14 protein-coding genes are annotated in these 18266 nt (G+C 64.4%); 5 read left to right on the top strand and 9 right to left on the bottom strand.

From position 1 onward, the window contains the following. Positions 1 to 14: 14 nt before the first annotated feature. From ACN9M3_RS13870 to ACN9M3_RS13860, 3 genes are read right to left on the bottom strand one after another with little or no spacing between them, the layout of a single operon-like run. On the bottom strand, positions 15 to 1028 hold the full coding sequence (locus ACN9M3_RS13870) for an aldo/keto reductase (protein ID WP_426323138.1): 1014 nt from the start codon (positions 1026 to 1028) through the stop codon (positions 15 to 17). A gap of 1 nt (position 1029) precedes the next feature. After that, positions 1030 to 2250: a UxaA family hydrolase gene (locus ACN9M3_RS13865; RefSeq protein WP_426323136.1), complete on the bottom strand. Its 1221-nt coding sequence runs from the start codon at positions 2248 to 2250 to the stop codon at positions 1030 to 1032. Next, positions 2250 to 2582 (bottom strand): UxaA family hydrolase, encoded by a 333-nt coding sequence (locus tag ACN9M3_RS13860; RefSeq protein WP_426323134.1) that lies wholly within the window; start codon positions 2580 to 2582, stop codon positions 2250 to 2252. The genes ACN9M3_RS13865 and ACN9M3_RS13860 overlap by 1 nt, the downstream gene beginning before the upstream one ends. Before the next feature lie 115 nt (positions 2583 to 2697). On the opposite strand from ACN9M3_RS13860, the gene ACN9M3_RS13855 reads away from it, so the two are divergent. The 5 genes from ACN9M3_RS13855 to ACN9M3_RS13835 are packed head-to-tail and all read left to right on the top strand — an operon-like array spanning position 2698 to position 7335. Then, complete coding sequence (locus tag ACN9M3_RS13855) at positions 2698 to 3708, top strand: zinc-binding alcohol dehydrogenase family protein (protein ID WP_426323754.1); 1011 nt, start codon at positions 2698 to 2700, stop codon at positions 3706 to 3708. 3 nt (positions 3709 to 3711) lie between these two features. Beyond that, positions 3712 to 4860 (top strand): mannitol dehydrogenase family protein, encoded by a 1149-nt coding sequence (locus tag ACN9M3_RS13850; protein ID WP_426323132.1) that lies wholly within the window; start codon positions 3712 to 3714, stop codon positions 4858 to 4860. After that, on the top strand, positions 4857 to 5798 hold the full coding sequence (locus ACN9M3_RS13845) for a sugar kinase (protein ID WP_426323130.1): 942 nt from the start codon (positions 4857 to 4859) through the stop codon (positions 5796 to 5798). The genes ACN9M3_RS13850 and ACN9M3_RS13845 overlap by 4 nt, the downstream gene beginning before the upstream one ends. Further along, complete coding sequence (locus tag ACN9M3_RS13840; protein WP_426323128.1) at positions 5795 to 6637, top strand: amidohydrolase family protein; 843 nt, start codon at positions 5795 to 5797, stop codon at positions 6635 to 6637. The genes ACN9M3_RS13845 and ACN9M3_RS13840 overlap by 4 nt, the downstream gene beginning before the upstream one ends. Then, positions 6634 to 7335 (top strand): FadR/GntR family transcriptional regulator, encoded by a 702-nt coding sequence (locus tag ACN9M3_RS13835; protein ID WP_426323126.1) that lies wholly within the window; start codon positions 6634 to 6636, stop codon positions 7333 to 7335. The genes ACN9M3_RS13840 and ACN9M3_RS13835 overlap by 4 nt, the downstream gene beginning before the upstream one ends. A gap of 3 nt (positions 7336 to 7338) precedes the next feature. Here ACN9M3_RS13835 and ACN9M3_RS13830 read toward each other — a convergent pair whose 3' ends face one another. From ACN9M3_RS13830 to ACN9M3_RS13805, 6 genes are all read right to left on the bottom strand, one after another. Next, positions 7339 to 8694: an alpha-L-fucosidase gene (locus tag ACN9M3_RS13830; RefSeq protein ID WP_426323124.1), complete on the bottom strand. Its 1356-nt coding sequence runs from the start codon at positions 8692 to 8694 to the stop codon at positions 7339 to 7341. Between the two features lie 9 nt (positions 8695 to 8703). Next, positions 8704 to 10341 carry an alpha-L-fucosidase gene (locus tag ACN9M3_RS13825; protein WP_426323122.1) on the bottom strand — a complete coding sequence of 546 codons (1638 nt, stop codon included), beginning with the start codon at positions 10339 to 10341 and terminating at the stop codon, positions 8704 to 8706. Between the two features lie 81 nt (positions 10342 to 10422). Next, positions 10423 to 11553 (bottom strand): FMN-dependent L-lactate dehydrogenase LldD, encoded by a 1131-nt coding sequence (lldD, locus tag ACN9M3_RS13820; protein ID WP_426323120.1) that lies wholly within the window; start codon positions 11551 to 11553, stop codon positions 10423 to 10425. Between the two features lie 102 nt (positions 11554 to 11655). After that, positions 11656 to 14814, bottom strand: a complete 3159-nt coding sequence (locus ACN9M3_RS13815) for a TonB-dependent receptor (RefSeq protein ID WP_426323118.1) — start codon at positions 14812 to 14814, stop codon at positions 11656 to 11658. Positions 14815 to 14851: 37 nt separating this feature from the next. Next, positions 14852 to 16129 carry a hypothetical protein gene (locus ACN9M3_RS13810; RefSeq protein ID WP_426323116.1) on the bottom strand — a complete coding sequence of 426 codons (1278 nt, stop codon included), beginning with the start codon at positions 16127 to 16129 and terminating at the stop codon, positions 14852 to 14854. A gap of 176 nt (positions 16130 to 16305) precedes the next feature. Continuing rightward, on the bottom strand, positions 16306 to 18228 hold the full coding sequence (locus tag ACN9M3_RS13805; protein WP_426323114.1) for a glycoside hydrolase family 97 catalytic domain-containing protein: 1923 nt from the start codon (positions 18226 to 18228) through the stop codon (positions 16306 to 16308). Positions 18229 to 18266 lie beyond the last annotated feature (38 nt).

Here is an 18266-nt window from a genome sequence, read left to right as displayed (position 1 = left end):
GTCTATCAAAATTGTCAGGCGCCGTGCGGCGTCGGCGCGCGGCTGTCGATCAGGCCTGCCTGCGACAGGCCTTCCCACAATGCGGCAGGCAGAGGCTGCGCGAACCATTCCGCGTTCTGGCGCAGTTGCGCCGGACTTTGCGCGCCTGGAACGCAGGCCACGACAGCCGGATGCGCCATCGGGAATTGCAGCGCGGCCGCCTGGATCGACGCCCCCGCCCGGGCGCAGGCAGCGGCAATGGCCTCGACGCGCGCAACGATGTGCGCTGGCGCGTCCTCGTAATTGAATTTCCTGGTCCCGGCCAGGATGCCGGAGTTGAACGGCCCGCCGATCACGATACCGATACCGCGCTCGACGCAGCGGTCCAGCAGCGGCGCCAGCGAAGCCTGTTCGAGCAGGGTGTAGCGTCCCGCCAGCAATGCGCAATCGATATCGCAGGCCCGCATCGCGTCCACTACCACTTCCCATTCGTTGACGCCCAGGCCGATGGCGGCGACGCTGCCTTCCTCGCGCAACCTGGCCAGTGCGCGGAAGCCGCCGCCATGCGTCAACTGGTCCCAGTAATGGGCATGTTTTTCGCCATGCGTGACCCGGCCGATATCGTGCACGTACAGGATGTCGATCCGGTCCATGCCGAGGCGTTGCAAGCTATCAGCGTGCGAACGCATGACGCCATCGTAGGAGTAGTCGAAATGGGGACGGAACGGCAACGGTTCTGCCCAGCCGTTTTCGCCGGGCTGTACGCCGGCGTCGGGCAGCAGCAGCCGGCCCACCTTGGTACTGACCACGTAACTGTCACGCGGCCGCTCGCGCAGCGCGGCGCCCAGCCGGCGTTCCGACAGCGTGTAGCCATAGTATGGTGCGGTATCGAAATAGCGGATGCCAAGGTCCCAGGCGGTATCGACGATGGCGCGCGCCTCGGCGTCGTCCATCGCCTGGTACAGGCCTCCCAGTTGGGCGCAGCCCAGTCCCAGGCTGCTCAGCGAAAGGCCGCTGCGCGGCAGGCTGCGCTTGTCGTACGCCTGCATCTCATGCCGCTTTCAACGGAAAGCATCCGGGGCCGGACGGCTCGAACTGCTTATAGGTGAGGATGAACTCCTGGTGCCCCAGCGCTTCCGAACAGCTTTGCGCACCGCCGGCCACCTCGGCCACCAGTTGCACGATTTCCGTGCCGACCTGCTCCAGCGATGCCTCGCCGCTCAGGATGCGGCCGGCATTGACGTCCATGTCTTCAGACAGGCGCTGGTAAGTATCGGGATTGGCGCACACCTTGATCACAGGTGCGATCGCCGAGCCGACCACCGAGCCGCGCCCGGTGGTGAACAGCGTGAGGTGGGCGCCGCAGGCGATCAGTTCGACGATTTCGGCATTGTCGGAAATATTCGGGAAGCCGAAACGCACCTCGCCATCAGGCACCACGTCCAGCAGGTACAGGCCGCCGCCGCCGGGCTGGTCGCCCGGTTTCAGGATGCCGCTGATCGGCGATGCGCCGCTCTTGGCGTAGGCGCCGAGCGATTTTTCTTCCTGCGTCGTCAGGCCGCCATCGGCATTGCCAGGGGCGAAACTGCCGTGCCCGAGAACAGTGTAGTAGCGGGCTGCCTTGTTTACGCAGGCGACGATGGCGTCGCCCAGTGCAGGCGTGGCGGCACGCCGCTTCATATGGAATTCGCAACCCACCAATTCCCCTGTCTCTTCGAAGATGCAGGCTGCGCCGCCGGCCACCAACTGGTCGAAGGCCACGCCGACAGCGGGGTTGGCGGTGATGCCGCTGGTGCTGTCCGAGCCGCCGCAGATGGTGGCCACCACCAGTTCATCAAGTCCCATCGGCACGCGTTCCTGCGCATCCAGCGATTGGCGCGCCCACCGCACCCACTCGATACCGTCGGCAACGCTGGTGCGGGTGCCGCTGTTCTGCTGGATGGTGATGGTATGCACCGGGCGGCCGCTGGCGGCAACCTCCTCTTCCAGGCCGCGCCGGTTGAAGCTCTCGCAGCCCAGCGACACGATCAGCGCGGCGCCGACGTTGGGGTGGGTCGCCAGGCGCTTCATCATGCGGTCGGCGTAGTCGTTCGGATAGCAGCCCGGGAAGCCGATCAGGTGCACTTCCTGACCCGGGAATGCATTGACGACCAGGCGCGCCACGTGGTGCGCGCATTCGACGGTGTAGGCAACGGCGACGACGTTGCGGATGCCTTTGCGGCCGTCGGCGCGCAGGTATCCGGACAATGCTGGCGGTGAAGCGTTCGGCATCAGTGGGTGCTCCCGATGAAAGAATGGGCGTCCGACGCCAGTGTATAGGTTGGAATGTAATCGCTGGCCACATTATGCGTGTGGAGCATGGCGCCCTGCGCAACGTCGGCCGACACGGTGCCGATGATGGCGCCATAGCGCAACACCTTCTCGCCGGCCTTGAGCGCGCGGCGCGCCACCTTGTAGCCAAGCGGAATAGCTTCCGGCAGGGTGACGGGCGCGCCATCGATCTCCAGCGCCTCGCCGGCAGCCAGCGGCATGCGCGCAATCAGGCAGTTGTCTTCGGGAGCCATCAACAGCAGGCGCGGCGCCGCGGGCGTCGGGTCAGGCATAAGAATTCCTTACGGGAGAAATAGGCAAAATCGCTGCATTGACGACTCGATTGTATGGCATATATGCCGTACAATGCAAGCACATCCAAACTTCGATACGGAAAAAAGAACCATGATGAAAACCGTCGTATGCCAGTCGCCGGGCGAACTGGAACTGGTCGAGCGTCCCTTGCCCCAGCCCGCCGAAGGCGAGGTGCTGCTGCGCGTGCGCCGCATTGGCCTGTGCGGCACCGACATGCATATCTTCCGCGGCACCCAGCCCTTCCTCCAGTACCCGCGGGTCATGGGGCACGAACTGTCGGGCGAAGTGGTCAGCGCGCCCGCCGGCAGCGAAATGGCGCCCGGCGACCAGGTCTATGTGATGCCTTACCTGTCCTGCGGCGCCTGTGTCGCCTGCCGCCAGGGCAAGACCAATTGCTGCACCAATATCCAGGTGCTGGGCGTGCACCGGGACGGCGGCATGGCCGAGTACCTGGCGCTGCCGGAGCGCTTCGTGTTCAAGACCGACGGCATCTCCCTCGACGACGCCGCCATGCTGGAATTCCTGGCGATCGGGGCGCACGCCGTGCGCCGCGCCAATATCCGTACCGGACAGAATGTGCTGGTGGTGGGTGCGGGTCCGATCGGCATTGCCGCCGCCCTGTTCGCCCAGCTCCAGGGCGGCAAGGTGACCGTACTGGATGCGCGCGAAGACCGCCTGGCGTTCTGCAGCAAGGCCCTCGACGTGCCGCACACGGTCACCGTCGGCGAGAAAGACAAGGCCCGTTTGTCGGACCTTACCAAGGGCGATTTCTATGACGTCGTGTTCGACGCCACCGGCAATGTAAAGGCGATGGAACGCGGCCTCGAGTTCGTCGCCCACGGCGGCACCTATGTGCTGGTGTCGATCGTGCTGGACCGGATCTCCTTTGCCGATCCCGAATTCCACAAGCGCGAAACCAGCTTGCTGGGCAGCCGCAACGCCACTGCGGACGACTTCCGCACGGTGCTGGCGGCAATGAAGGCAGGACTGATTCCGACCGGCTTGATGAATACCCACCGCACCACCCTGGACGATTTCGTGGACGTGCTGCCGCAATGGATGGATCCCGCCGCCGGCGTGATCAAGGCCATCGTCGAGGTATAAGCCATGTCGACTCCAATCCTGCAATTCGGCACCAGCCGCTTCCTCCAGGCGCACGTCGACCTGTTCGTGCACCAGGCGCTGGACCAGCAGCGGGCGCTTGGCAAGATCACCGTAGTGCAGACCACCGGCAGCGTCCAAAGCGCGCAGCGGCTGTCGGCGTTCAACGCGCCCGGCGGCTACCCGGTGCGCATTCGCGGCCTCGAAGGCGGCGCCGTGGTCGACCAGGAGCACCGCGTCACTTCCATCGCAGCAGGCCTGCACGCGGACCGCGACTGGGCGGCAGTCCGGGCGCTGGCTGCTGGACCGGTGCAGGTCATCATCTCCAACACGGGCGACCGTGGCTACGAGCTGTCCGGGCAGGATGTCCCGGCAATGCTCGGCGCTGAAAAGCCGCCTCGCAGCTACCCCGCCAAGCTGCTGGACTTGCTGTACCACCGCTACCGCCACGGCGCGGCGCCGCTCACGCTGTATCCTTGCGAACTGGTGGCCAATAACGGCAGCGTGCTGCGCGGCCTGGTCTGCAAGCTGGCGCGCGAGTGGCAGCTTGGCGACGCCTTCCTGGCCTACCTGGAGGACACTTGCGTGTGGGTCAATTCGCTGGTCGACCGCATTGTCTCCGAGCCGATCGAGCCGGCCGGTGCGGTGGCCGAACCCTATGCCATTTGGGTCATCGAAGCGCAGGAAAACATGGTGCTGCCCTGCACTCATCCCCAGATCGTGCTGACCGACAAGCTGGAACCGCATGAACGGCGTAAGCTCTTCCTGCTGAACCTGGGCCACACCTTCCTGGCCGAACAGTGGCTGCAATGGGGCCGCCCCGACGATGAAACCGTGCTGCAGGCCATGTCCGATCCAAAATTGCGTGCGGAACTGGAGGCGCTCTGGGAAGAGGAAGTGCTGCCCGTGTTCCAGGCGCGGGGCGAAGGCAATATCGCCCGCGCCTACCTGGCGCAGGTGCGCGACCGCTTCAACAATCCCTTCCTGGCCCACCGCCTTGCCGATATCGCGCAGAACCACGAGGAGAAGAAGCGGCGCCGCCTGCTGCCCGTGCTCGCGCTGGCCAACCGGATGCAATTGCCGCTGGCCCAGCCGCGCCTGCGAGCAGCGTTGCGCATTGCCGCTGCGCGGCCTGTGACGGATTACGCAGCGTGAACGGCGAACTCTGGTCGGCCGGCGAATGCATGCTGGAGCTGCGCCCACAGCCGAACGGTACGATCCTCCACGCGGCCGCCGGCGACAGCTACAACACGGCGGTCTACATGAAGCGGCTGGTCCCTGCCCTGCCGGTGCGCTATGTCAGCGCACTGGGCGACGACGCGATGAGCATCCTGATCCGCAACCACATGCACGCCGAGCGCATCGACGACAGCCTGGTCGAAACCCGGCCAGGCGGCACGCCCGGGCTGTATGCGATCGAGACCGACGCCGGCGGCGAGCGCCGTTTCGCCTATTGGCGCGCCCAGTCGGCGGCACGCTCCATGCTGTCCGCCGCGCACCTGGCGCAACTTGGCGCGGCGCTGGCCCAATGCCGCGTCCTGCTGGTAACAGGCATCACGCTGGCGATCCTGGACGATGACCGCCGCACGGCCTTGCTGGCCCTGGCCGAAACAGTGCGCTCCGCTGGCGGCTGGGTTGCTCTCGACAACAATTACCGCGCCGCCCTGTGGGACGCCGCCACCGCCGCCAAATGGATGGACCGCGCCGCACGCCTCAGCACCCACGCCCTGTTCAGCCTTGACGACGAAGTGGTCCTGCACGGAGCAGCCGATCCGGCGCGGGCGTTGCAGCGCATCGAATCGCTGGGCGTGCCGGAGGTAGTGCTCAAGCTCGGCGCCGGCGGCTGCCTGCTTGGCGGTTGCTGTGGCCGTGCTGCGCACGTCCCTGCAGTTCAAGTCCAGGCGCTGGACACCACCGCCGCCGGCGACAGCTTCAATGCCGGCTATCTCGCGCGGCGGCTGGCTGGCGCAAATCACATCCAGGCTGCGGAATTCGCCTGCGCCCTTGCCGCCACCGTCGTCATGCACCACGGCGCCATCATTCCGGCGCACGCCATGCCGTTCCTCCCCGACCCATTAAACTCCGGATCATGACACGCATCGACGCCCACCAGCATTTCTGGCAACTGGCCGCCCGCAACGGCGCCTGGCCGCCGCCCGGGCTTGCGCCCATCCACCGCGACTTCCATCCCGGAGACCTGTCCGCCCTGCTGCGCGAAAGCGGCATTGCCGGCACAGTGCTGGTGCAGTCCATGCCCAACGAGGCCGACACGCGCTACATGCTGGACCTGGCCGACCGCCACAATTTCGTGCAGGCCGTGGTCGGCTGGACCGACCTGAAAGCGCCCGATGCGCCGCAGCGCATTGCCGCCCTGGCGGCCCACCCCAGGCTGCGCGGCCTGCGTCCCATGCTGCAGGACCTGGCCGACGACAACTGGATCGACGATCCTGCCCTGGCGCCCGCGGTGGAAGCCATGCTGCGCCACGGCCTCGGTTTCGATGCGCTGGTGCTGCCGCGCCAGCTGCCTGCGCTATACGCTTTCGCACGGCGCTACCCCGCGCTGCCAATCGTGATCGACCACCTGGCCAAGCCGGCCATGGACGGCATGCCGGATGCGCAATGGCTGCGCGACCTGGCCCGCCTGGCCGTCCTGGCGCAAGTCGAGTGCAAACTGTCCGGCATGGTCACCGAAGCCGGCCCGGGCTGGACCGTGCAGCAGCTGCAACCCTATGCGAACCACGCGCTGCAGGTGTTCGGCGCGGAGCGCGTGATGTGGGGCAGCGACTGGCCGGTGCTGCGGCTGGCAACCGACTATGCGGCCTGGGTCGACGCTAGCGAAACCTTGCTGTCCGGCCTGGATGAACGGCAGCGGGCAGCGGTGTTCGGCAACAACGCCCGCCGCTTCTACCGAATCGAAGGAATGAAGACATGACCGACATGCAGCCATCGACGTCGCGCCAGCCGGAAACCCGCATGTATCGGGTGGTCGCCGAACGCATCCAGGAACTGATCCGGCAACAGGGTATCGCCGCCGGAGCACGCCTGCCTCCCGAGCGCGAGCTGGCCGCCATGCTGCTAGTCAGCCGCGCGTCCCTGCGCGAGGCGCTGATTGCCCTGGAACTGGGCGGCGTAGTCGAAGTGCGCGGCGGCTCGGGCGTCTACGTCAACCAGGATGCGGCATCGCCGGCCGCCGTACCGGAAGCCGGCCCGGGACCATTCGAGGTGCTGTCCGCCCGCAGCGTCATCGAAACCGAAGTGGCCGCCATGGCGGCGAAGAACGCCAGCGCGGCGGCGCTCGATGCCATCCTGGCCGCCATGCTGGAGATGGAGCGCAGCCACGAAGACCGCGCCACCAACGAACAGGCGGACCGCAACTTCCACCTTGCGATTGCGCGCGCCAGCGGCAATGCAGCGCTGGTCGGCGTCATCGATTATCTTTGGCGCCAGCGCAGCAACCTGTGGCATCGCCTCAAGGAACACTACCGAACCGAAGAACTGCGCAAAGCCACCCTGCTCGACCACCGCGCCATCTTCGACGCCATCGCCGCGCGCGATGCCGCAGATGCGCGCAAGGCCATGCGCACGCACCTGCAACGGGTGAGCCGCACCTTCGCCGGCAGCAGCGCCTGATCGTCAGTCGGCGCCGGCGACCATGCCAGGCTCGGCATCGGTTTCCAGCTTGATGACGGTATCGACAGCATCGCGCCTGGCGGCGTCCATGCTGACGACGATGCCGCTGCCGCTCTGGCTGAAGCGAACCGGCGCACCAGCCAGGGTGCTGGCCGAAACCACCTTTCCTGGCAAAGGAGGAAGCTTCAGGCTCTCGCCAGGCCAGGACAGCACGTGGACATAGACGTTCTTGCCGCGCATGGTCGAGCCATAGACGCCGTCAACAGGCTGGAAAGGTCCCGGCCGCGTGTTGTAGATGCTCTCCCCGTTGACGCGCATCCAGACGCCGATGCCTTGCAGCGTCCGCACCTGGTTGTCAGGAATCCGGCCGTCCGCATCAGGCCCGATATTGACCAGGGCATTGCCATTCCTTACCACGGCGTCTACCACCAGGCGGATCACCTGGCCCGGCTCCATTGCATCGCCCGGCACGTAACCCCATGCCGGCCCGATCGAGAATGTCTTCTCCCAGGGTTTCTTGCGTATCGGTCCGGTGACCGGCTGGCCGCCTTCTTCGGTATCGAAGTCGCCCTGCCACCCCGAACGCGGATTGATCACGACCTTGGGCTGCAGCTTGCGCACTTGCGCATTCAGGATCTCCGGCTGCCAGAACCAGGCCGCATCGGCATCGCTGCCGCGATGCGCCAGCCAGCCCCCGTCGTACCAGAGGATGTCGATCTTGCCGTAGTTGGACATCAATTCGCGCACCTGGCCATACCCCTGCTTCTTCATCAGGGCCGCGTTGTCCGGCAATCCCTTGGGATCGAAATAGCCGGGGAAGCGCCAGTCCATGGGCGAATAATAGATGCCGACACGCATGCCCCGCCGCCGCACCGCTGCGACATAGTCGGCGATGAAGTCCTTGTGCGCTGCCGAGTGGCCGGAGTCGTAATTCCGGTAGCTCGTTTTGCTGGCGAACATGGCGAAGCCGTCGTGGTGCCGCGCCGTCATCACCATGTACTGCGCGCCCGCATCCTTGGCCAGCTGTGCCCAGCTGTCCGCATTGAAATGCTTTGGCTTGAATTGATTCGCCAGCCTGGCATATTCCTGGGGATCGACCTTGTCGTTGTGCATATGCCATTCCCCTTTGGCCGGAATGGCGTACAGCCCCCAGTGAATGAAGATGCCGAACTTCGCATCCTGCCACCAGCGCATGTCTTCCGCAGTCAGCCGCAATTCCGGAGCCAACTTGCCCGAATCGGACTTCGACTTCAGCGCCGAGCGCTCTTCATCCGTGGCGTTCGCAGGCGCCTGCTGGGCCAAGCCCTGCGCACAATGCAGCGACAGCAGGCAAGCCGCAGCCAATAGACCTTTCTTCATACATCCCCTTCAGGTAATTTTCAGCGCGAAGGCATATGGCAGCGCCGGCGCATTGGCCGGCAAGGCTACCTGCAAACCATCCGGCCCTTGCGTGAAGGCCAGCGCGCTCCCGCCCACCAGTTCAACCTGCGATACCGCCTTCGTCATCTGCGGGCTGCCGCTTTGCATGCCTTTGATGGCGACCTTGCCGCTGGCCGGCCAGCCCATAACGATGGCATACACCGCATCGCCCTTGGTCGTGAAGCGGATATCGTCCGAAGTGAACGGCTTGTTCTTGCCTTCATTGAAGCCAGGCCCGCTGAGCGGCGACGACTCGGCCAGCGACGGCCCTTCGCCAAACACCGACCATGGCCGCGTGTCGTAGATCGCCTCGCCATTGACTGCGAGCCAGCGGCCGATCTCCTCGACGATGGCGCGTTCCAGTTCGTCGATCGTGCCGTCGCCGCGCACCGGAACGCTCAGCAGCAAATTGCCGTTCTTGCTGACCACATCGATCAGGGTATGTACAACGGTTTGCGCGCTCTTGTAAGCCTTGTCGTCGTACACGCGCCGATCGTAATGCCAGCTACCGATGCAGGTGCAGGTCTGCCAGGGCAACGGCTCGATCACATTGCTCTGGCCCCGTTCGATGTCCCACACCATGGTCTTGCGCTGCTGTTCATCGAGTATCTTGCCGTTGACGACGGCGTCCAGCTTGCCCTTCCTGGCGATGCTGCGGTTATACATATGCGCCGCCATGCGCAGGCCGACGTCGCTGACCGGCCAGAGCGGCAGCTTGCTGTCGTCGTAGTACACCAGGTCGGGGTCGTAGTTGTTGATCAGTTCAACGGTGCGGTCATACAGTTTCTCGCAGTAAGCCTGGTCGGGAACCGAGGCGCCGTTCCCCCAATCCCACAGTTCGTGGGTATGGCGGGTCTTGCTCAAAGCATGGTTCTGCGCGTACAAGGCTTGCGGGTCCAGTCCCTGCCACCACTTGCCCTTGCCGTCCGCTTTAGCCAATTTGCCGTCGTAGGGGACGCCGGCATATGGGCCGGTTTTATCGGCGCCCTGCGCAGTTTCGTACCAGGTCCAGGCATGCGCCGCGTGCACACTGACGCCGAAGCGCAAGCCGTGGCGCCTGGCAGCCGCGCCCCAGCCCGCGATCAGGTCCTTCTTCGGACCCAGCCGGGTCGAATTCCACTGCGGCTGGTGCTTGCTGGCATACAGGTCGAAATTGTCGTGATGGTTAGCCAGCGCCACAAAATATCTGGCGCCGGCCTGCTTGTACAGGGAAACCAGCGCGTCCGGGTCCCAGCGCTCCGCCTTCCACTGGTGGATGACGTCCTTGAAGCCGAACTGCGATGGATGACCGTACTTCTTCAGGTGATATTTGTAGGCATCGCTGCCTTCTTCGTACATGCCGCGCGCATACCAGTCGCCGAATTCGGGCTCGCATTGCGGCCCCCAGTGCGCCCAGATACCGAACTTCGCGTTCCTGAACCAGTCCGGCGTGCGGTAGGCAGCCAGCGAATCCCAGTCGGGCTTGAAGGGTCCGCGCGCCATGGCTTCATGTTGCGGTGCACTGCCAGCCGCCGCCTGGCCGTAGCGCGCCACGGCCAATGCGGGAATGGCCGCGCCAAGGTGTTTCAGTATTTCCCGTCTCTTCACTATTCCTCCTGGATTATGTTTTGCATATATACTGTACAACGCAACTCGTGAAAAAGCAACGCCGGCCAAATCAGCTTCGCTTCAGGCGAGAATGTCGGCGCCGATATCGCGCACCGACTTCACGCCGGTGAGCACCATGCTGGTACGGATGTCTTTCTCGAGGATGGCAAGCAGGTTGCGCACGCCCGCTGCACCGCTGGTCGCCAGCGCGTAGACGAAAGCACGGCCAATGAGTACCCCGTCCGCCCCCAACGCAAGCAGGCGCACCACGTCAAGGCCGGTGCGCACCCCGGAATCGGCGAAGATGGTCACGTCCCCTTTTACCGCTTCGGCGATGGCCGGCAACGCCCGCGCCGTTGACAGGGCGCCATCGAGCTGCCGCCCCCCATGGTTCGAGACGACGATGCCATCGGCGCCGAAGGACCTGGCGTCGCGCGCATCCTGCGCGTCGAGAATGCCCTTGATGACCATCGGCCCCTGCCACTCGTCGCGGATCCATTGCAGGTCATTCCAGTCGATGCCCGGATCGAAGTTCGCGGCCAGCCAGCCCAGGTAATCGGCGAGGCCGGTGGGATTGCCGCGATAGGCCGAAATATTGCCCAGGTCATGCGGCTTGCCCAGCAGGCCCACGTCCAGCGCCCAGCGCGGATGCAGCATGGCCTGCAGCACCCGGCGCAGCGGGCCGTTACGGCCGCTCATGCCGGAATGCGCATCGCGGTAGCGCGCACCGGGCACCGGCATGTCGACGGTGAACACCAGGGTCTTGATGCCCAGGTCACGCGCCCGTTGCAGGTAATCGCGCATGAAGCCGCGGTCTTTCAGCACGTACAACTGGCACCACAGCGGCCTGGAAGACTGTTCCGCCACTTCCTTCAAGGGACAGACCGAAACCGTGGACTGGATAAAGGGAATATTGCGTTCCGCCGCCACCCTTGCTGCCTGCACCTCGCCGCGGCGCGCATACATGCCGGTGAGGCCGACTGGCGCCAGCGCCAGCGGCAAGTCCTGCTTCACGCCGAACCATTCGGTGGACAGGTCAAGCTCCTCCGAGCCTTTCAGCACGCGCTGGCGCAGGTTCACCTGCTGCAGGTCGCCTACATTCGCCCGCAACGTGGTTTCGGTGCCGGCGCCGCCGTCAAGGTAGTGGAAAAGGAACGGCGGCAGCTTGCGCCGCGCCGCTTCCCGGTAATCGGTAGCAGAAGAAATGATCATCAATTTACGGCAGGTTAATCCTTCAACGGGCTGATGCCACAAGTTTATGCCATGTGGCAGCAGCGCTTGCCGCGCCGGCCCAGGGCGGCGCGGCGATCAGCGTCAGAAAGTATAACCTGCCGACACCCGATAGCTGCGGCCCGGGTCGTACCAGGAGCGGCCCATGTTGCCCGGGGCCTGCTGGTTGGTCTGCCGCGTCACGACATTGGTCAGGTTGCTGACGTTGAAGCTGGCCCACAAGTGCTCGCCGAAGCGGTAGTTGATACCGGCATCCCACTGCCCCACGGCCTCCTGCCAGACCGGCAGGCCCCAGCCAACGTCCGTCGGTGCGACACCGCCGTTGGCGGCAATGCGCACCGGATCGGCGCTGGTGCCCTTGTCGCCCGAAGCGCCGTACACACCGGTTGCCAGCAGCGTGCGGTCACGCCAGCTGTACGCCAGGCGCGCCGAGATCGGCCCGCGGTCGTACAGGAATGCCGCGTTGAAGGCGCGCTTCGACATGTATGGCACCGGCAAGTTCTTGAACGGCAAGCCGTTGGTGTCGCAGCCATACAGGTTGCCGCCGATCGACAGGCTGCCTGCATTGCAATAAGGCATATTGAAGGGGTGATACAGCTCCTGCTTGCCGTGCGTGTAGGTGAAGTTGGCAGACACGCCAAGCCCTTTCGCCCACTCCGGCAGACGCTCGGCCAGGACGGGAAGCTTGTCCAGGTAGGTCAGGCCCGCGATCTCGACGCCGGCAAGCCAGAGCTTGGCGGCATTGGCCGGTCCCGTGATCTCGAAGTCCTGCTCGTTGCCGGCCGTATCCTTGATCGTCCGGGTGTAAGTCTCGGACATGATGATGTCCCTGACGTTCTTGTAGAACACCACGCCGGTCAGCGACTGCCCGTTCTGAGGGTACCATTCCAGCGAAAGGTCGACGTTGTTCGCCTTGAGCGGCTTCAGCTTCACGTTGCCATCGTTCTTGCCGGTGTAGGTGACCATGCTGATGTTCTTGCCGCCGCTGTCCATGGTGACGTTCTGGCTCAGGGTGATGTACTCCTGCAGCTGGTCGAAGCCGGGGCGGTAGATACCGCGCGACAGCGCCAAGCGCGATTGCAGCTTGTCCGTCAGGTTGGCTTTCAGGTTCAGGCTCGGCACCACGTCGATGTGATTCGACTTGAGGTCCATCGGCTCGTCGATCGTGCCGAAGCGCGGCAGGCTTGGCGGGGTCGAATCGCTATAACTAGGCTTGAACACCGTATAGCCATGCGCCACCGTGTTGGTACGGATCACGCGCACGCCGGCATTGCCTTCCACCGGATATTTCCAGTCGTCGAAGCCGAAGCGCAGGCTGCCATACAGCGCTTGCGTCCCTTCGCTGTGCTCACTGACGTACTTCGGCTCGTCGCTGAAGCTATCGCGTATCCAGTCGCTGCCCATCTGCGAGCAATCGGTGCTGGTGCCCTTGATCGCATTGGCGTCCTCGCAGTTATAGCGCAGGGCGGTCAACAATTTCTGGTAGGCGGCCGGCTTGTCCTGGATCAGGGCCCGGGTCGGCACCACGATCGTCGGCGGTGAGCTCATGCGGTCATTGAAGAAGTTCGGGAAAGCGAAGGTTTCGACGCTGCCGAGCGCCGCATAGCGCGGGTCGCTCAGGTAGCCGAAGTTGCTGCGCTGCCAGCCCAGGTCGGCCGGGTTGGGCAATTGCCCCGCCACCTTGGTGGTCGCCACGCCCCATTCCTCGGAGAAGGACTTCCAGCCGGTCCCGGCGTTCTTGTCCTTCCTGGAAGAGCGCTTGGTCAGGCGCATGCCGAAGCGCACGTCGCGCAGGACCGGGTGGTCGAATACATATTTGCCGTCCACCTTCCACGCATACAGGTCCGCCTTGGCCTTGTTGACGTCAGGCTGCGAAATGTCCCAGTAATAATTGGCGGGATCGGCCAGGAAGTTGCGCGCCTTCTCGTCGAAATTGAACGCAGGCCGCGCACCGGAAACGTCCACACCCATGCTCGGCACGAAGGTGCCAAGATTGATCATGCCGAAATCGCCCGAATTGGTGGAGTGGACCCACTGCAGGTCGTTCTGGAACGACCAGCGCTCGTTGGCCTGCCACTTGAAGTTCCAGGCCAGCTCGCGCGTGCGCCCTTTCACGTCGCTGTAATTGCGGGTAGTGCCCATGCGCAGGCCGCCCTCGGCGAACTGGTTTGCGCCCTTGCCGCCGATCGGATAGCTCAGGATGCCGGACTGGAAGACGCCATTGCTGTCGTACCTGGCGTCCGTATATTTCGTCAGGTAGGGATCTTCGCCCCCGGTGAAAATATTGTTGCCGAAGTTCGTGGAACGAAACGCAGAGTCGAAGTAGGTCAGCGACGATTCCTTGCCGTTCTTTTTCCACTGCAGGGCGCCGTAGAAGCCCTTGCGTTCGGTCTCGCCTGTGCTGGTGCCCCAGGAAGCGCCCACCGGCACCCACACAGTCCGGCCGGGAACCAGGTTGCTCCTCGGGTAGTAGACGGATTGGTCGATCGAGTCGTAACGGCTGGTGGTCTTGCCGTACGACAGATCCACCAGCGCGCCGAACTCGCCCATATCGGTTTGCCAGCGGTTCGAGTACAGGCCGGAATAAGCCGGCGAGTTTTTCTTGCCCAGCACCGCGTAGTTGTCCGATACGGTCAGCGCGCCGCTCTGGCCCTTGGTGTCGAACGGCAGCCGCGTGCGCAGGTTGACCTGGCCGCTGATGCCGCCTTCAATCAGGTCGGCGGAAGGGTTCTTGTACACGTCCACGCCCGCCATCAGTTCCGGCGGCACGTCGCCCCAGCTCAGCTCACGGCCGGGCCAGCCCGCCGAAAAGGTTTCGCGTCCGTTCAGCGTGGAGGAACCCCAGGACAGGCCGCGCACCTGGATGCCCGAGCCTTCCACGTCGAACCCCAGCCCATTGGCCGCCAGGTTGGCGCCGGTACGCGTGCGGTTGCGGTCCATGGTGACGCCCACCACGCGCTGCAGCACTTCGGTAATCGATTTGTCGGGCAGCTTGCCGGCTTCGTCGGCCACCACCGAGTCGACGATCAGTTCAGACTCCTGCTTGATGCGCTGTGCGGTTTCGACCTGGCGGCGCTGGCCGGTCACCACCACCACTGCCGGAGTGTCCTTGGCCGCCGGCTCCGTTGCTTGGGCCTGGGCCTGCGCGGCGCTGCTGCACAGCATTGCAAGCTGCGCTGCGGCGAAAGCCAGCGCGGTCATCTTGAGTGGCTGCCTGGCGTTCGTTGTCTCTATTCTCTTCATTATATTTATCCTGTTATCTGCTTTGCTTGCTGGCGCATCACTGGAAGGTAATCGGGCCGGTCAACGTAATCCGGGTCGGGTAGGTAGGCTTGTCCAGCGGAGTACTGGAAACCGAAACGTTCATGCTGTCGGCGTTGAACGAGACCTGGACGATCGGGTAGTCCTGCAGCTCATTCCAGGTGTTGATGTCGCTCAGGCCGCACGACTCGGCGACCGTCACATCGCGCAAGGAGACCGTGTAGTCGGTGGCGTCGGTGGTGGCGGGCCTGACTTTCGAGCGCAGCGTCACGTTGCAGGCGTCCTTGCCGTTCTTTAGCGCAAAGTGGCCGAGGACCAGGTCGACGTTGACAGTGTTGTTGCCGGTGTTGATCCATTCGGCGTTCTGAGCGATCCGGAACTTCATGGACGCCTGCGAGTCGATTCGCACGCCGCTGATCATCGGGCCGACTTTGGAGATTTCCTTCAGGCCGGCGCCCAGGACATGCAAGCCGTAGTAGCCGCCAATCCAGCTGCCGTCGTTCGGCTTGTCCAGCTTGACGTTGAAGGTGAACCTGAGATTGTTGCCGTCTTCCGACAGGACCTGGTCGCACCAGCCATTGCACCACCAGCCGTTCAGGTTCACGCCCGCGTAGCCGTTGATGGTTCCGCCTTCCTTGGTGGTCGAGGCGTCCTTGAAGCCGCTGAAATGCGTCAGTACCGGCGCTTTTTCGGTACCGATCGGAATATTCTTGACCATGGTCGCTGTCGCATAGATATCGCCGCCGTCCGACTGGGCGGTGATGGTGCACAGGCCATTGCCAACCTTGGTCATCGTGCTGCCGCTGACGGTACACACGGTTGGCGTGCTCGATGAGAAGGTGACGGGCCGGCCCAGGTCGGACACTGCAGCCAGTGCTACCGGCTGCGAATCAAGCGCCTGCGCTCCCGGATTGCGGAAGGAGACCATATGCGGCCGCTTGGGAATCACGAAAAGCTGGCGTTGCGAAACCGGGGCGTAGCCTTCGAACCCGGCCTGGGTGGCGGTCACCGAGCACTCGCCCGCTTTCAGCAGCGACAGCTTGTCGCCGCTCACCGAACAAACGTCCGGCGTGTTCGAAGTGAACGTAACCGGACCGCCGGAACTGGCGGTCGCCTTCAAGGTAGTACTTGCCACTTCAGGCGGAATGGCGACCTCGGTGCCGCCCGGGAAGCTGAAAGCCATTGTCTGCACTGCTCCGCCATCGCTACCGCCGCCACCGCCGCCGCAGGCCGCCAGCATCGCGGCACAGGCAATTGCGAATGCTGAATTCTGGTACCACATTGTTTGTCTCCTCATGGAATATCCCCTATTTGCTGCTTTTGTTTAAATTGTGCGTCCCCCGCGACGGCCGCAGCCATTCACTGGTTCACTATATATTGCAAACATTGGTACTCGGCCGCAATTGCGATAATTCGCAAAACGATGGATGAAATTCAACACCCCCGGCCATGCGACCGGCGTGCTGCCTTTGCTCAACGCAAGCGCTCGATGATCGCAACCGCGCCGCCAGCCCCTGCCAGCCGCAGCGACAGCACATCGCGTGAAGTCACCTCGCGCACAACGCGATGCACCGCGTTCGGCGTGTCGCCGTCTTGCCACACGGTGGCGCGGTAGCGGCCTTCGGGCAGGAAGCCGAGCGCCACGCGCTCGACCCGCTCGCCCTCTTCCGCGCTCATCGCCCCCAGGTACCAGCTGTCGCCTTTGCGCCGCGCCAGCACGATGTCCTGGCCCGGCGTGCCGGACAGGAAGCGTGTGTCGTCCCAGGCGGTCGGCACGCGCTGCACGAAATCGAAGCCGTCGGCATCCTGGTATGCGCCGGGATCGTCCGACACCATCTGCAGAGGGCTGTCGTACACCACGTACATGGCCAGCGCCTGGCCCCGCGTGGTTTGCGCCTGCGGGTTCACCTCGCGCACGGCGAAGCTGGCGGGCGTGCCGTTGCGGAAGCCGCCCGGCGTGTAATCCATCGGCCCGGCCAGCATGCGGGTATAGGGCAGCATCAGGTTATGACGGGACGTGATGCTCTTGTCCATCTTGTTCCACTCGGCGCCGCGCACGCCTTCCTGGGTAATGAAATTCGGATAGGTGCGCTGCAAGCCGGCCGGAACATAGGCGCCGTGCAGGTCCAGCAGCAGCTTGCGCCTGGCCGTCGCCTCCGCGACCCGGTAGTAGTACGCCACAATATCCTGGTCGTCCCGGTTCATGAAATCAATCTTGACGCCCTTGATGCCCCAGCGGGCATAGGTGTCCAGCACTTCATCCATGCGCTGCGCCACGTGCTCCCAGTGGGCCCACAAAATCAGGCCCACGCCTTTGGCGGCCGCATAGCGCACCAGTTCCGGCATGTCGATGCCATCCGCCGCGCGGGTGATATCGGTGCCCGGCAGCGCTATCCAGCATTCCGGACCGCTGCCCATCGCCCAGCCGGCATCGATCAGGTAGTACGGCAATCCTGCGGCGGCGGCGAAATCGATGAAGCGCTTATAGCTCGCCATGTCCGGCTTCATGCCGGCCAATGGGCCCGAATACCAGTCCCAGGCTGCCTTGCCCGGCTTGACCCAGCTGAAGTCCCCTGCCGGCGCCGGATTCAGGTTGCCGACCAGGTGCGAGCCGATCAAGTCGCCGACGCGGTCTCCCATCATCACGACGCGCCAGGCGGTGGCCAGTCCTGCCGGCGAGACGAAGGCCGGCGCGCTGCGCTCCGGCGGCGCCGACAGCCGCAGCTTCAGGGCATTGCCCTCGCGGATAAGCGATGCGCCAGTGTAGCCGCCCAGGTTCGACTGCGTGATGGCGTAGACGGTACCGCTGGAAGGCGCGGTGCACACTACCGGCACGTCGTACGCCTGCCCGGTGCGCAGTTGCGACAGCTGCATGCGCTCGAACGACGCTTCGTGTGCCCGGTCCGCTACAGTCACCAGGCATTCCGGATCGCCTGCCGGAACGAAGGCCGTCTTTTCCCCGCGCAGCCGCACCGGCTCAGTACCGTCGATACGGTATCGGAAGGCCACGCCGTCGGTATAAGCCCGCAGGTCGATCGACAAGCGGCGCCCTGCAGCTCCCCGCTCGCGGAACACCAGCGTCGCACCGCGATAACGGTCCACCGCTTGCGCCGACTTGGTAGCGATCAGCGGAATGACCTGGTCGACTTTGACGTCCTTGCGCTTTTCCAGCACGAGCGCGCCCAGTTCAGGGACGCCATCGAACTCCAGTCCGAGCGGCGACGGCGCAATCACCGCCTGTCCGCCGCGTGAAACGCTGAAGCGGCTGGCATCCCGTTCGATCCGGATTGCCGTTCGCCCATCCGGCGACGAAACGATTAACGGTGCAGCCGCGGCGCAAGCCGGCGGCAAGAATGCGGATGCGATCAGCGCTACAGGCAAGGATGTTTTTATCATGTCGATTCGGGAGAAGATTGGCGGTAAGCTGGATTGTG

Source organism: Pseudoduganella sp. R-43 (assembly GCF_049913255.1).
Taxonomy (GTDB): Bacteria; Pseudomonadota; Gammaproteobacteria; order Burkholderiales; family Burkholderiaceae_D; genus Rugamonas.
This window is presented reverse-complemented; position numbering and strand designations above follow the sequence as displayed.

What these genes read in the sequence shown, in the direction of transcription:
- ACN9M3_RS13870 (WP_426323138.1), bottom strand. Translation starts at nt 1,028, where the DNA reads ATGCAGGCGTACGACAAGCGCAGCCTGCCGCGCAGCGGCCTTTCGCTG.
- ACN9M3_RS13865 (WP_426323136.1), bottom strand. Translation starts at nt 2,250, where the DNA reads ATGCCGAACGCTTCACCGCCAGCATTGTCCGGATACCTGCGCGCCGAC.
- ACN9M3_RS13860 (WP_426323134.1), bottom strand. Translation starts at nt 2,582, where the DNA reads ATGCCTGACCCGACGCCCGCGGCGCCGCGCCTGCTGTTGATGGCTCCC.
- ACN9M3_RS13855 (WP_426323754.1), top strand. Translation starts at nt 2,698, where the DNA reads ATGAAAACCGTCGTATGCCAGTCGCCGGGCGAACTGGAACTGGTCGAG.
- ACN9M3_RS13850 (WP_426323132.1), top strand. Translation starts at nt 3,712, where the DNA reads ATGTCGACTCCAATCCTGCAATTCGGCACCAGCCGCTTCCTCCAGGCG.
- ACN9M3_RS13840 (WP_426323128.1), top strand. Translation starts at nt 5,795, where the DNA reads ATGACACGCATCGACGCCCACCAGCATTTCTGGCAACTGGCCGCCCGC.
- ACN9M3_RS13835 (WP_426323126.1), top strand. Translation starts at nt 6,634, where the DNA reads ATGACCGACATGCAGCCATCGACGTCGCGCCAGCCGGAAACCCGCATG.
- ACN9M3_RS13830 (WP_426323124.1), bottom strand. Translation starts at nt 8,694, where the DNA reads ATGAAGAAAGGTCTATTGGCTGCGGCTTGCCTGCTGTCGCTGCATTGT.
- lldD (WP_426323120.1), bottom strand. Translation starts at nt 11,553, where the DNA reads ATGATCATTTCTTCTGCTACCGATTACCGGGAAGCGGCGCGGCGCAAG.
- ACN9M3_RS13815 (WP_426323118.1), bottom strand. Translation starts at nt 14,814, where the DNA reads ATGAAGAGAATAGAGACAACGAACGCCAGGCAGCCACTCAAGATGACC.
- ACN9M3_RS13810 (WP_426323116.1), bottom strand. Translation starts at nt 16,129, where the DNA reads ATGAGGAGACAAACAATGTGGTACCAGAATTCAGCATTCGCAATTGCC.
- ACN9M3_RS13805 (WP_426323114.1), bottom strand. Translation starts at nt 18,228, where the DNA reads ATGATAAAAACATCCTTGCCTGTAGCGCTGATCGCATCCGCATTCTTG.